General features: G+C 39.0%; 11 protein-coding genes and 1 pseudogene. 5 read left to right on the forward strand and 7 right to left on the reverse strand.

Going from position 1 to position 14,094, the window contains the following annotated elements:
- Window positions 1-53 precede the first annotated feature (53 nt).
- The 7 genes and pseudogenes from uxuA to NZ900_01155 form a co-directional block, all read right to left on the reverse strand.
- The gene (gene uxuA / locus NZ900_01125) at window positions 54-1,136 is read right to left on the reverse strand and encodes a mannonate dehydratase (GenBank protein ID MCS7232697.1); all 1,083 of its coding nucleotides are present in this window, start codon (window positions 1,134-1,136) and stop codon (window positions 54-56) included.
- Window positions 1,137-1,140: 4 nt separating this feature from the next.
- Window positions 1,141-2,757 carry a mannitol dehydrogenase family protein gene (locus tag NZ900_01130; GenBank protein ID MCS7232698.1) on the reverse strand — a complete coding sequence of 539 codons (1,617 nt, stop codon included), beginning with the start codon at window positions 2,755-2,757 and terminating at the stop codon, window positions 1,141-1,143.
- A gap of 7 nt (window positions 2,758-2,764) precedes the next feature.
- Window positions 2,765-3,787, reverse strand: coding sequence for a sugar kinase (locus NZ900_01135; GenBank protein MCS7232699.1), 1,023 nt, complete (start codon window positions 3,785-3,787; stop codon window positions 2,765-2,767).
- A gap of 18 nt (window positions 3,788-3,805) precedes the next feature.
- On the reverse strand, window positions 3,806-5,113 hold the full coding sequence (locus NZ900_01140; GenBank protein MCS7232700.1) for a TRAP transporter large permease: 1,308 nt from the start codon (window positions 5,111-5,113) through the stop codon (window positions 3,806-3,808).
- A gap of 141 nt (window positions 5,114-5,254) precedes the next feature.
- Window positions 5,255-5,686 (reverse strand): annotated as a pseudogene (locus NZ900_01145) (TRAP transporter small permease subunit).
- Window positions 5,687-5,772: 86 nt separating this feature from the next.
- Entirely contained in the window at window positions 5,773-6,738 is a 966-nt protein-coding gene (locus NZ900_01150; GenBank protein MCS7232701.1) for a TRAP transporter substrate-binding protein, read from the reverse strand.
- Between the two features lie 151 nt (window positions 6,739-6,889).
- Complete coding sequence (locus tag NZ900_01155) at window positions 6,890-7,630, reverse strand: IclR family transcriptional regulator (protein MCS7232702.1); 741 nt, start codon at window positions 7,628-7,630, stop codon at window positions 6,890-6,892.
- A gap of 92 nt (window positions 7,631-7,722) precedes the next feature.
- On the opposite strand from NZ900_01155, the gene uxaC reads away from it, so the two are divergent.
- The 5 genes from uxaC to NZ900_01180 are packed head-to-tail and all read left to right on the forward strand — an operon-like array spanning window position 7,723 to window position 14,085.
- Entirely contained in the window at window positions 7,723-9,087 is a 1,365-nt protein-coding gene (gene uxaC, locus NZ900_01160; protein ID MCS7232703.1) for a glucuronate isomerase, read from the forward strand.
- Between the two features lie 13 nt (window positions 9,088-9,100).
- Window positions 9,101-9,718: a methionine synthase gene (locus NZ900_01165; protein MCS7232704.1), complete on the forward strand. Its 618-nt coding sequence runs from the start codon at window positions 9,101-9,103 to the stop codon at window positions 9,716-9,718.
- Window positions 9,715-12,054: a homocysteine S-methyltransferase family protein gene (locus NZ900_01170; protein MCS7232705.1), complete on the forward strand. Its 2,340-nt coding sequence runs from the start codon at window positions 9,715-9,717 to the stop codon at window positions 12,052-12,054. The genes NZ900_01165 and NZ900_01170 overlap by 4 nt, the downstream gene beginning before the upstream one ends.
- Window positions 12,051-13,217 carry a glycoside hydrolase gene (locus tag NZ900_01175; protein ID MCS7232706.1) on the forward strand — a complete coding sequence of 389 codons (1,167 nt, stop codon included), beginning with the start codon at window positions 12,051-12,053 and terminating at the stop codon, window positions 13,215-13,217. Before NZ900_01170 ends, NZ900_01175 begins: the two co-directional genes overlap by 4 nt.
- A gap of 1 nt (window position 13,218) precedes the next feature.
- Window positions 13,219-14,085 carry a methyl-accepting chemotaxis protein gene (locus tag NZ900_01180; GenBank protein ID MCS7232707.1) on the forward strand — a complete coding sequence of 289 codons (867 nt, stop codon included), beginning with the start codon at window positions 13,219-13,221 and terminating at the stop codon, window positions 14,083-14,085.
- The last annotated feature ends 9 nt before the right edge of the window (window positions 14,086-14,094 follow it).

The following is a 14,094-nucleotide window of genomic DNA, read 5'->3' on the forward strand; positions in this document are numbered from 1 at the left end:
AAAAAGCGCCTCCTTAGTCAAGGAGGCGCTTTTTAATAAAAAATATATTAAGATTAACAATACCTTTCCTTCATCTTACAAACGGCTTCCCAAAGCCCTAAAAGATAAGTTATACCCAAAGCCCTATCATAAAGACCATATCCAGGACGACCTTTCTCACCCCATATCATCCTACCATGATCTGGTCTCACATAGCCTTTGTAATCCACATCACAAAGGGCTTTTACAATCTCAAACATATCATGAGAACCACAGAAAGAAGGATGAGCCGTCTCATAAAACTTTCCACGCTCTACTATTTTGAGGTTTCTAAGATGAGCAAAATGTATTCTTCCCATTTTCCCGAAGTAGCGAATCATCTCCGGTATGTTGTTATCAGGGTTAGCTCCAAGCGATCCCATACAAAAAGTCAAACCATTATAAGGACTATCAACAGCCTTTAAGAAACGCTCTATGTTCTCCTTATTAGTAACTATCCTAGGAAGACCAAATATACTCCATGGTGGATCGTCGGGGTGAATGGCAAGCTTAACATCACACTCCTCACATGTAGGAATAACAGCTTTAAGGAAGTAAACAAGATTTTCGAGAAGTTTATTTTCATCTATACTCTTATAAAGTTTGAAGGTCTCCTCAAGCTTAGCAAGTCTATCCCACTCCCATCCAGGGAGAATAACCCCATGAGAACCCTCTTTAACTCTCCTTATTAACTCCTGCGGCGTTATATTCTCTATCAAGCTATGATCATATTCCATAACCTCCGAGCCATCGGGCAACTTTTTGTGAAGATCCGTTCTCATCCAATCAAATACAGGCATGAAGTTATAGCATATAACCTTTACCCCAACCTTAGATAAATTCTTTATCGTTTCTATATAGTTCTCTATATATCTATCTCTCGTAGGAAGACCAAGCTTGATATCCTCATGTACGTTTACACTCTCTATAACCTCCAGAGTAAGACCCGCCCTTTCAACCACTTCCTTTAGCCGCTTAATCTTCTCAAGAGGCCAAACCTCACCCACAGGAACATCAAACAAAGCTCCCACAACTCCAACAACACCAGGAATCTGTCTTATCTGCTCTAAGGTTATATGATCATTTCCTTCCCCATACCACCTAAAGACCATCTTCATCCCCTTATCCCTCCCTTAAAACCTCTTCTAGGGTCTTCTTAACAGCACCTGGACCAGATATCATCTTCTTGAAATAACCTTCTATCTTTTTGCCTAAACCAACCTCATACAGATTAACCCTAAATAGCTGAGGACTAGAAAGTATAGGCTTTAGAGCATCTTTAACAGAATCAGGATCACCGAACTTAACTGAAGAAACATATCCCCTTAAAGCTTCTAACAATGGATCAGGGCTTAACTCCATTCTCTTACCTTCGTCGTCTATACCCATCAGATACCTACACCAGCCAGCTATAACCAAGGGTATATATTTTAACTCTTTAACATCCAAGTCTGGCCTCTCATGATAAGATCTTATGGTCTCTCCAAACCTTATAGGAACCTTTTGAGAAGTATCAGTTGCAATTCTCTGTGGAGTATCAGGCATATAAGGATTAGGAAGTCTCTCCTTTATAACTTCCTCTAAAAAGCTCTTAGGGCTTATTATCTTTGGATCAACAACAACTTTCATACCTTCCTCCCCAACGCCTTCTACAAGCTTCGCCAAAAGAGGATCTTTCATTTCATCAGCTATAGTTTTATAGCCTAAAAGGCAACCAAAAACAGCTAAAGAAGTATGAAGTGGGTTAAGACAAGCGGTAACTTTCATCCTCTCAGATTTCTCCACTGTTTCCCTATCAGTTAAAAATACATTTCTATCGCTTCCCTCCAGGGCTGGTCTTCCATTGGGGAAACTATCTTCTATAACCAGATATTGCGCTCTTTCCATATTCACAAAAGGAGCTATAAAGGTCTTCTTATCAGTTACACATATGTCCATATCAACCAACCCAAGCCCTTCAAGATGTTTTTTGATAACTTCTGATGGCCTCGGGACTATCTTATCTATCATGCTCCAGGGGAATGCAACTTCCTTATTTATATAATTCAAAAATGCTTCCTCAACCATCTTCCCTTTAACCCATTCTTCCGCTATCTTATACACAGAGGAGTAAAGCTTTTCCCCGTTCTTAGAGAAATTATCTAGGCTAAGCATTGCTACCGGCAACCTACCTGCTTTAAACCTTTCATAAAGCAGGGATGTAACCTTACCCATAGAGCTTTTAGGCATAACAGGACCATTCTTCATATCCTCTAATACTATAGGATAGAGCTTTCCTTCCTGATCCTCAAGATTGTACCCCTTTTCAGTGATAGTCAATGATACTATTTGAAGAGAAGGGGATCTGAACATCTCTTTCAAGCTATTCCAATCTTCATATAAAGGATCACCTTTAAAACCACAAACTATGCTACCTACAACTTTCTTTTCCAATGTACCGTCACTATTTATAGTTATAGCTATACAGAGGTTGTCATAAGGGTAATATATTTTGTCTATTATCTCATAATCGAAAAGCTCCACTCCTATTACACCGGTATCTTCCTTTCCACTTTCAATCATATTCTGTACTATACCAGCTATAAATCCTCTGAATATGTTACCTGCTCCAAAGTGAATCAATTTCGGAGCTTTAAGAGTTCTCTCTCTCACCCTCTCTATGTCGAACTTAGGAAGACTAAAACCTTTATCAAGCCATGATTTTTTATCTTTTATGCCATCCAAACTAAGCCTAAGCAAGATCCTATCACCTCTCAACCCTTCCCGAAGTAGCTCCACCAGCAAGTTTTTCCACTTCGTCCTCGCTTAAACAAGAGAAATCACCAGGAATAGTATGCTTAAGACAGGAAGCTGCTCCGGCAAACTCTGCTTTCTTCTGAGAATCATATCCCTTAAGAGTAGCATATATTAATCCGCCAGCGAAACAATCTCCAGCTCCAACTCTGTCCACTATATAGTGAATTTCATACCTATTCGAGAAGTAAGGCTTACCATTTTCAAATATCATAACAGACCAGAAGTTGACCGTAGCAGAAAGGCTCTCTCTTAAAGTTATTCCCACCGTTTCAAGCTTATACTTACTAGCAATCTCTTCCGCAACCTTAACATAAGCCTCTCTTATAATCTTTCCTGTCTTAAGGTCCAAACCTTCTATATGCATGCCCAAAACCTTTTCCATGTCTTCCTCGTTAGCTATAAGAACGTCCACGTATTCCATAAAAGGTATCATAACCCTTTGAGCTTCCTCTTTACTCCAGAGCTTAGCCCTATAGTTTAAGTCGCAGCTCACCTTTACTCCTTTCCCTTTTGCAACCTCAAGAGCATCCTTAACTATCAGAGGAAGCTCCTTACCCAAAGGTGGAGTTATACCAGAAAAGTGAAACCATTTAGCTCCATCAAGTATCCTCTCCCAGTTGAAATCCTCTCTCTTTGCTGCTGATATTGCAGAACCAGCTCTATCATACACAACCTTACTTGCCCTCTGAGAAGCACCTATCTCCAAGAAGTATATTCCTATTCTCTCCCCCCCTCTTGCAATATAGTCAGTTCTAACTCCATACTTTCTCAAATGCCCAATGGCAGCATCTCCCAAGGGATTTTTAGGTAGCTTAGAAACGAAATAAGCCTCAAATCCCATTTGAGCTAAGAAAGCAGCCACATTAGCCTCGGCTCCGCCATAGGTAACATCGAAACTCTCTGCCTGAAATAACCTCTTATAGTTGGGAGGACTTAACCTAAGCATAATCTCACCAAAAGTTACCACCTTCATTTTAGTACACCTCCTATACTATCCAGAAATTTTCATAAAAGCTCCCCCGAGAAACATGGTAAACCAGGGGATATAGGTTACTAAGAGAAGAACAGCTATCATAGCTATATAGAAAGGCCATAAGGCCCCTAAAACCTCCTCTATTTTCGCCTTACCTATGGCGCACCCTAAAAACAAGGTATTACCGACAGGAGGCGTACAAAGACCGATTGAAAGGTTTATAAGAAGTATTATTCCAAACTGGATCGGGGACCAACCTATTTTAGTTACTATTGGAAGCAATATAGGAGTCATTATAAGAATTAAGGGGGCCATATCCATTACCATTCCCAAAAGAAGCAATAACCCATTTATAAGAAGCATTAATAAATACTTATTATCTGTAATACTAACTAAGCTCTCAGCAACTACCTTAGGAATATTTAAGTAAGCCATAAGATAACCAAAAGCAGAAGCATTAGCTATTAAGAAAAGAACCATTGCTGATGTAGCAACAGAAACCTTCGAAATCTTTAGTACATCTATTAATTTCATGCCTCTATAAATGAATATAGCGACAAACAACGCATATGTAGCAGCTATAACCGAAGCCTCTGTAGCAGTGAAAATTCCAAGTGCTATACCAAAGATTATAACTAAAGCCACAAGAAGCCCTAAAAAGGAATCCCTAAAGCTTATTAAAGCATCTCTCAGAGAGAATCTCTCGGTTATTATCGGATAGTTTCTCTTGCGAGAGATTATATAAGCAGCTATCATCTGCGCCACACCCACCATAATGCCAGGAATATAGCCAGCCATAAAAAGAGCCCCTATGGAAACACCGCCTGCAGCAAGAGAATAAATTATCATATTATGGCTCGGAGGTATTATAATTCCCAAGGTGGCAGATGTAACCGTAACCCCTATGGAGAAATCCTTATCATAGCCCTCTTTAACCATAGCAGGTATCAATATAGAACCAATTGAAGAAACATCCGCCGCTGACGACCCAGAAACACCTCCAAAGAACATACTAGCTAGGATATTTACTATAGCTAATCCGCCCCTAATTCTCCCAACCAATATTTTGGAAAAAGCTATTATCTTTTCCGTAATCCCTCCCTCCGTCATTATCTGACCAGCAAGTATAAAGAAAGGTATGGCAAGAAGCATGACAGAGCTCGCCCCCGATGAGAACCTTTGAAGTATCACGGTCAAAGGAATATTTAAGTAAATAGCTGTTAGAATAGCAGAAAAACCAAGACCCAAGGATATAGGCATACCAATTACCATGGTTAAAAAGAAAGTCGAAAAGAGTATAAGAGCACCTTTTACATTTCTCGCAATGTTTGCAAATAAAGGAAATTCAAAAAGTACCCCTAAACCTAAAAATAGCAACAGCAGAAAAAGAGATAAAACAAAAACACGCCAACTTGCGCTAGGCAACTTTATGGCTAAGCTTTCTTTAGGCCTTTCCTCCAAAAGTCCACGTAAAATACCTAAAGTAGTTAAAACCCCGCATAGGGCTACCGGTATATAAATCCAAGCTATGGAAATCCCCAAAACAGGAAGAATGTTAGGAAGCTTACGTGCAAGCTCAAAGCCATACTTCATAAGAATGACCCCATAGATTAAATTCAAAATCAAAACCATTCTGCTAAGGAGTTTCTGCTCCCATTCTTTAAAGGCACTAAGAAAGATCTCTATCCTCATATGCAGTCCCTGTTGAACGCCTAAGCCAGATCTCAAGAAGGCAAGCCAAACCAAAAGAAGGCTACCAAGTTCCTCAGCAAAGGTTACAGGCGCAGCAAAAAGATAACGTCCAAGAACGTGAATAAAAAATATTACCCATATGGATAGCAAGGTCACTATTTCAAAAAGCTCAACACTTAGCTCTGTAAGAGAAAGTATCTTCTTCATTTCGCTTTACCCCCTGAGTCAAGGTCAGGGTGAGCTCCCTCTTTAAAAGGGAACTCACCCTCCAAACCACTTGAGCTTCCTAAAAACTATTTAACTGCCAATATCTTGTCTATTAACTCCTTATACTTAGAATACTGATCATAGAAGGGCTTTATAGCCTGCTGGAAAGGCCCCTTATCAGGATTGTATATCTTTGCTCCTCCCTCTTGAACCGCTTTCAAGCTTCTCTCCTCAAACTGTTTCCATAAGATCCTCTGGTAAACTGAAGCAGCCTGTCCAGCCATCTTAAATATCATTTTCTCCTCAGGAGATAACTTCTCCCATACGCTCTTAGACATTATGACTAACTCCGGAATTCTCGTATGCTCATCCAAACTATAGTGCTTAGCCACCTCAAAGTGCTTCATAGCATAATAGCTTGGAGGATTATTCTCAGCACCATCTACGACTCCAGTCTGAAGAGCACTGTAAACTTCACCAAAGGGAAGATGCACTGGTGCTCCTCCAAGGAACTTAACCATGTTAGTCAGGACAGGAGATTCAGGAACCCTTATTTTCAACCCCTTTACATCCTCAGGTTTCATTATAGGCGCTTTAATGGTATAAAAACTCCTTGCTCCTGCCTCAAACCAAGCTAAAGCTACAAGATTCAAATTCTTTGACATACTATCAATAAGCTCTTGACCAGGGGCACCAAGAACAGCTTGCCACTGATGATCATAATTTCTAAAAAGGTAAGGTAATGATAAAATTCCCATGGGCTCATAAAAGCCAGATAAGGTCAATGTTGAACATCTGACCATCTCTATAGCTCCAAGAAGGGCTTGCTCTATAGTTTCTTTCTCTGAACCCAATTGAGCACCTGGATAAACTTGAATCTTATACTTCCCCTTAGTCGCTTCCTCAACAACCTTACCTAGGAACTTAACCGCTTCAACTGTCGGATATCCATCAGGCTGATTATCAGCAGATTTGAAAACAACCGGCGCCTGCGCCCACGATACCGAGACCAGCAAAACCACAACTAGCATAGCTAAACACCACTTCCTCATACTTATCCCCCCTCCTTCTGTATACTAGTATTCATATACAGATTATCTTATAAAGAGCTCTTTAATCAATCTTAAAAAATCAATAATATGCTGCACGAGGTTTTGAATTCTTCCATTTTTTTTCAAATATCTTTAAATCTCTTTAAAAGAGTCAATAACCAAGTTTTTTTGAGATTTCTTCCGCTGCTTTTTTCAAGGCTGAAGCACAAATCTCTATGACTTCACCGGTTAGCTTCTGAGAAGCTCCCGATATGCTCATACCAGCTATTGGATAACCATTATGATCAAAAATTGGTACCCCCACACACTTTATACCTATTTCATTCTCTTCATTATCAATAGAAAAACCTCTTTCTCTAATCCTCTTAAGCTCTTCCTTAAGCCTAAGAGGATCAGTAATAGTGTTGGGAGTTTTACGCTCCAGGTTAACTTTTGAAAGATACTCTTCAAGTTCTTTTTCGGGTAAATAAGCCAAAATCGCCTTACCAGAAGCTGAGGAGTAAAGCTGGATTTTCATCCCCACCCTAGAAACCATAGGAATACTATTCACACCTTCAACCTTATCAATGTAAACCCCGTCAAAACCATCTTTAAGAACGAGATGAACAGTTTGAGCCGTTTTTGACATCACATCTACAAGGTAAGGATGAGCTATTTCCCTTAAGTCTATCTTTCTTAAGACCATCGAACCATATTCAGCTAACTTATATCCTGGAACATATCTCTTATCCCTTTTTCTCGTTACAAAACCATATTCCTCAAAAACCTTCAAATACTTATATGCATTAGAAACGCTCATCTTGAATTTCCTGGCTACATCACTTACACTAACATCACCAGGAGATGAAATCAAATAATCTAAAATCTCAATAGCCCTTCTTAGAGTGTTCACCTCTCTTCCCCTCCTTACCCATTTTAAACATTTATGATATTATAATACCATTAGGAAAATAACTTTCACAATCTTAAATAGGGGGTGGAAAAATGTTTTTAGGAGAAAAATACCTCCTTACGAACGAAACTGCCAAAAAAATTTACGAAAACATTCAAAATCTCCCAATTTTAGATCCTCACAACCACCTTGAGGCAAAAGAGATACTTGAAAACAAAAATTGGAACGACATATGGGAAGCAGAAGGAGCAACAGATCATTATGTATGGAGCTTAATGAGAAGATGCGGAATAAAAGAGGAATACATAACTGGGAAAAGGACAAATAAGGAAAAATGGCTTGCCTTGGCTAAGGTCTTTCCAAACTTTGCAGGGAACCCAACTTATGAATGGATTCACCTTGACCTATGGAGGACCCTAAGAATAGAAAAGATCGTCTCTGAGGAAACAGCAGAGGAAATATGGGAAGAAAGCAAAAAAATCCTGGAAAGCGAAAATTTCAAACCTCAAGAAATTTTAAAGAATATAAAGGCTGAAATCTTGTGTACCACAGATGATCCATCTTCAGACTTAAGCTACCACTATAAGGCATCCCAAGAGATAAAGGAATTCAAAATACTTCCTACATGGAGACCTGACAATGCAATAAACATAGAAAAGGAGGAGTGGAAGAGCTATGTAGTAACTCTTGGAGAAATTTACAATGAGGATATTTCTAATCTAGATGGCTTCCTAAGGACCTTGTGGAAATCACATGAGAAGTTTAAAAAACACGGATGTGTAGGAAGCGACCATGCTATTCTTTACCCATACATAAAATTCGTTGAAAAAAAGAGTGCAGAAAAAATATATAGCAGAGCAATTTCAGGACAAAAACTTGAAGAAAATGAGATAAAAGACTTTAAATCCTTTATGATGATAGAGTTCGGCAAAATGAACCAAGAAACAGATTGGGTTACACAGCTTCACATTGGTGCCTTAAGAGACTATAGGGATAGCCTTTTTAAAACTTTAGGACCAAATTCGGGAGGGGACATCTCTACAAACTTCATAGAAATAGCCGAAGGATTAAGGTTCTTTTTAAATGAATTTGATAGCAAGTTAAAGATAGTCCTATATGTATTAGATCCCACCCATCTCCCCACAATAGCAACTATAGCAAGAGCCTTTCCTAACATATTCCTAGGAGCTCCATGGTGGTTTAATGATAGCCCATACGGTATGGAAACATATCTTAAGTATACAGCAACTGTTGACATTCTCTATAACCTTGCAGGAATGGTCACCGACTCTAGAAAGCTCTTATCCTTTGGTTCCAGAATAGAAGTTTTCAGAAGGGTATTATCAAACGTTCTTGGAGAAATGGTAGAAAAAGGGCAAATACCTTATAAAGAGGCTTTAAGGCTTGCTGAACGCATATCCTACAGCGGACCTAAAGAGATCTTCTTCAAACTTTGATATAATATGATACATGAGCTTTGAGCTTCTCTTAAGAAATATACCCTTAGAAATAAAGATAGAAGAGGTCAGAAGATACCTAGGAGAATATAAGGGGATAACAGAGATACCTAAGGAAATAAACTCTTTAATAGAAAGGTTAACTTTGTTTTCCAGAACCCTGATTACACCATCAGCAACCTCGAAAAGCTTCAATATACTATCCTTTTCAGATAATATTATTGAAACTGAGGTAGTGAAACTTCCTGGTAGAGACATAGCTAAACTGCTTAGAAACTCTAAACAAGTTATATTCTGCGCAACTACTATAGGAAACACACTAGAAGAGGAGATAAATAGGCTCATAGATGAGAAAAGAATCCTTGAAGCAACAATATTAGACGCTATAGGATCGACAGCTGCAGATACTGCAATGGACTATTTAAATAATTTGCTTAAAGCTGAGGCGATCCGTAAAGGCCTAAGCTTAACAAGAAGATATAGCCCAGGATATGGAGATTTTCCTCTTTCAATCCAGGAAAGCCTAGTTAAGTTTTCTGGGGGAGACTCTATAGGAATAAGAGTCTCCCCCTCATATATGCTTATACCAAGAAAATCAGTCACAGCTATAATAGGGGTGATGAAAAATTGAAGCTTGACTTTGAAAAGATAATGATACTAGATGGAGCAATGGGCACAGAGCTATACAAGAGAGGACTTCCCTCCACAGCCATACCTGAGGAGCTCAACCTCTCAAACCCAGAAATAGTAAAAGAGGTTCACAAGGCCTACGTAGAAGCAGGAGCTGACATAATAACTACAAACTCCTTTGGAGGAAACAGAATAAAGCTCCAAAGCAAAGGGCTTTCTCACAAACTCTACGAGATAAATAAAAAGGCTGCTGAGATAGCTAAAGAGGCCTCAGCAGGGAAATCTTTAGTAGCAGGTTCCTTAGGTCCTTTAGGTAGAATGATTGAACCCTTGGGGGATCTATCCTTTGAGGAAGCAGTAAGCATCTTTAAGGAACAAGGATTAGCGCTTGCCGATGGAGGGGTTGACCTTTTTCTTATTGAAACAGCCATAGACATAATGGAGGTAAAAGCAGCAATACTAGGGTTAAGGGAACTTCCCATTAAGAAGCCTATAATATGCTCTTTAACCTTTACAGAGGGAACCCTTACAGTAACTGGAACATCGCCTTCCGTAGGAGCGGTAAGCTTAACCTCCTGGAGGGTTAACGGATTAGGAGCAAACTGTGGAACTAATCCCTTTATATTTCCAGAGATAATAAAAGAAATGGCAAGCTATACGGAAATCCCAATAATAGCATATCCCAATGCTGGTCCTCCTGAAAAGTGGGATGAGGTTCCTCCAGAAAAGTTCTTGGAACTTGGACTCGAAATTTATAATTCTGGAGCCAACATCATAGGAGGTTGTTGCGGAACCACACCCTTCCACATAAGTTTGCTTGCAAAGGAAATTAAAGGTAAAAGAGTAGTAAAAAGATCCTTAAGAAAAGGGATTTTCCTTACAAGTAGATCCAAAATAGTTGTTTGTGATGACAGTAAAACTATAGTGATAGGGGAAAGAATAAATCCCTCTGGAAGAAAAGCTCTTGCAGAAGAGCTAAAACAAGGTAAGTTTGAAACTTTAAAAAGAGACGCTATAGAACAAGAGCTTGCAGGAGCTGACCTTATAGATTTAAATGTAGGCGTTCCTGAAACAGATAGAAAGGCTTTGATGAGAAAAGCAACCATTGAGCTTCTTAAGATAATAAGCTCGCCTCTATCCTTTGATAGCGATGATCCGGAAGTCATAGAAGCTGGTTTAAAGATATATCCAGGAAAGCCTATTTTAAACTCAACAACAGCGAAAAAAGAGGCATTAGAGAAAACACTACCTTTGGCCCAAAAGTATGGAGCCGTAATAATAGGACTTACCATAACTGAAAAGGGCATACCTGAAAGCGTAGAAGAGAGAGTTAAAGCAGCCTACAAAATAATCGAAGCAGCCCAGTTTTATGGAATTCCCCCACAAGAGGTTATTATCGACCCATTAACTTTACCAGCTGGAGCTCAGGATCCAACTATAACCTTAGAAACCATAAGAAGGCTTAACAAAGATGGAATTAAAACTATCTTAGGAATATCAAACGTCTCTCATGGCTTACCAGGGAGAGAAATCCTAAACTCAGCATTCCTAGCTATGGCCATTTCGGCTGGACTATCTTTCGCTATAATAAATCCCCTTAAAAAAGAGCTTATGGAAACTGTACTCGCTTCAGACGCATTAACCGGCAAAGATAAAAAGGGAGAGAGATTTATAAGACTGATAGGTCCTAAAAGAGAAGAAAAAGAGTTAAGGGTTTCCGACCTAACCTTAAAGGAACTAATAATAAGGGGTGAATCTGAAAGTGCTTCTAAAGAAGCGGAAAGGCTTATAAAATCTGGAGAGGAGCCTTTTTCAATAATAGAAAAATACGTCATACCAGGTCTCGAAGATGTTGGAGAAAAGTATGAAAAAAAGATCTACTTTTTACCACAACTTATAGCCTCTGCAGAAGCTGCAAGTTCGGTATTCGAGACAGTTAAGGCATTTTCTCTAAGGACTAACTCTCGAAAAGGAAGGATAGTTATGGCAACCGTTGAAGGAGACCTTCACGACCTCGGGAAAAAGATAGTAGGACTTGTTCTTGAAAGCTTCGGATACGAGATAATAGATCTCGGAAAGGATGTTCCAGCAACAGAGGTTTTAAGGAAGTCACAAGAATTAAAACCCGACGTCGTTGGATTAAGCTGTCTAATGACAACAACGCTTGATAATATGAAAAAAACTGTAAGGCTAATTAAAGAAAACCTACCAGAGATAAAGATCATGGTAGGAGGAGCGGCGGTAAATGAAGGCTTTGCAAAAGCCTGTGGTGCCGATGGATATGGTAAAGATCCTTTTCAAGCTGTTGAGCTAGTCAGAAGGTGGATTAAAAGATGACAGTTGAAGAAGAGTTTACTATATATGAGGGCACCCCTTATCACGTTGGTTTTCCAGATGTGGAAAAAGCTCCCAATGGAGACATAATAGTTGTATTTAGATTGGGAAGTGCACACGTTTGGGGAAGAGACGGAAAGATATACTTATCAAGAAGCAAGGACAAGGGCAAAACCTGGGAAACAAAAGAAGCTCTCCATATACCAGGAAGATTTATCAAATATGAAGGAGAATACAGGCTTCTTTCCGATGATAGGGATCCCTCTATTAAAGCCCTCTCAAATGGGAAAATGATATTAAGCTGGTTTCACTGGGGAGAAGGAGACAGAGATAATCCAACCAGCTCGATTTATATATCTATAAGCAATGATAATGGAGAAACATGGGAAGATCCACGCTTAGTCTTTTTTAACGGAGCAACATCAGACAAGATACTGGAAGCAGAAAAGGGTCTTCTTTTTCTTCCAGCTTATGGAACATTAAGTGAAAGTTACTCATCAGCATTTCTTATAATAAGCGAAAACTATGGGGAAACTTGGGAGGAAAAACCGATAGTTATAGTTAATGGAAACAAATTTAGAATAAACTTCTACGAACCAGCAATAGCTAAGGTAAATGAAAAAGAGCTTATTTGTGTCTTAAGAACAGACATAGGACCCTTATACTTGTCTCGATCCAAAGATAACGGAGAGACATGGAGCGAACCTGAGCCATTACCTTTCTACGGGCATGCACCTCATTTACTTAAGCTAATTAACGGAGACTTAATCTTGAGTTTCAGAGATGTGGAACTATATTTCACAGAAAAATGGTTCTGGGAAAAGCTCCTTTACAACTTAGGACTAAGAGAAGAAAATCCCTCCTCTCCATTTCCTAAGGGTGAGCTTCTTCCTGAAACTACAGTAATAGTCAAAGCTTCTCCCCCAGAATACAACTTTAAAAATAGCGAAAAGAAAATAATATATAAACCAAAGGGATATATAATGGAAAATGGGGATATCCTCTTTGGAGATTCGGGATATCCTTCAGCGATTGAGCTTGAGGATAATAAGATTCTCTTTGTTTTATACGAAGCCCCTTACGGATATAGAGGGAAATACAGCCCTTGGAGCAGAATAATAGGAATAAAGATAGAAATAGGAGAACCCGGGAGAGGTGATAAATAAAATGTATAAAGGTGTAATTTTTGTCGGAGGAGGAAAGGGCGCCTTAAGTTTGCTCAAGCAATTTAAAAAACTAAACCTAAATATATCTGGAGTAATGGATGTAAGACCAGATGCTCCAGCGGTACTCGAAGCTAAAAAATATGGCATATTCACAACTACTAAGCTAGATGAGCTTTTGTCCCGTCCTCATGACCTAATAATAGAAGTAACTGGAAAAGAAGAGGTAGTAGAAGAAGTGGAAAGAAAAAGAGCGCCTCACGTAAGCTTGATTAAATCAAAAGATGCAAGATTCATATGGGATATAATAGAGCGCGAAGAGAAAGAAAAGGAGCTATTAATAGAGCAAATAAAACTTCTAAGCGAAACAAAAGGAAGTATAGAATACTCTCTACCAGCTGTTTTAAAACTTTCGGAAACGTTACCTAAAGAAACAGAGGAAGTTAAAAACGTATCTACATTTCTAACAAGCAGAATAGAAAATCTTATAAACGAAGCTGAAAAGCTCAACGGTATAATTAAATCTATACAAGGAATAGCAAAACAGACTAAAATGATAGGTCTTAATGCATCCATTGAGGCAGCAAGAGCAGGAGAATTGGGTAGAGGCTTCGCCGTTGTCGCAAGCGAAGTAAGCAAACTTGCAGACCAAAGCTCAAGTTCAGCCGGTGAGATATCAAACACCTTAAACTATTTGAAACAAAATATATTATCTCTCAAAGATCCTGTAGAAAACATAAAAGAAACCATTGAAAGATGCAATATCCTAGCAGAGGAACTTAAATCTACCGCAACTACACTAAAGAATGCCATAACAGCGCTTCTTCAAATAGAGGAAAAGCTTTTAACCTTGACCAGAAACGGAGCTTAAGGTAAAATA

This window comes from Synergistota bacterium, assembly GCA_025060595.1.
Taxonomy (GTDB): domain Bacteria; phylum Synergistota; class GBS-1; order GBS-1; family GBS-1; genus 42-11.

Excerpts from the sequence above, each read along its gene's own strand:
- uxuA (MCS7232697.1), bottom strand. The coding sequence starts at position 1,136 with ATGAAGATGGTCTTTAGGTGGTATGGGGAAGGAAATGATCATATAACC.
- NZ900_01135 (MCS7232699.1), bottom strand. The coding sequence starts at position 3,787 with ATGAAGGTGGTAACTTTTGGTGAGATTATGCTTAGGTTAAGTCCTCCC.
- NZ900_01150 (MCS7232701.1), bottom strand. The coding sequence starts at position 6,738 with ATGAGGAAGTGGTGTTTAGCTATGCTAGTTGTGGTTTTGCTGGTCTCG.
- uxaC (MCS7232703.1), top strand. The coding sequence starts at position 7,723 with ATGTTTTTAGGAGAAAAATACCTCCTTACGAACGAAACTGCCAAAAAA.
- NZ900_01165 (MCS7232704.1), top strand. The coding sequence starts at position 9,101 with ATGAGCTTTGAGCTTCTCTTAAGAAATATACCCTTAGAAATAAAGATA.
- NZ900_01175 (MCS7232706.1), top strand. The coding sequence starts at position 12,051 with ATGACAGTTGAAGAAGAGTTTACTATATATGAGGGCACCCCTTATCAC.
- NZ900_01180 (MCS7232707.1), top strand. The coding sequence starts at position 13,219 with ATGTATAAAGGTGTAATTTTTGTCGGAGGAGGAAAGGGCGCCTTAAGT.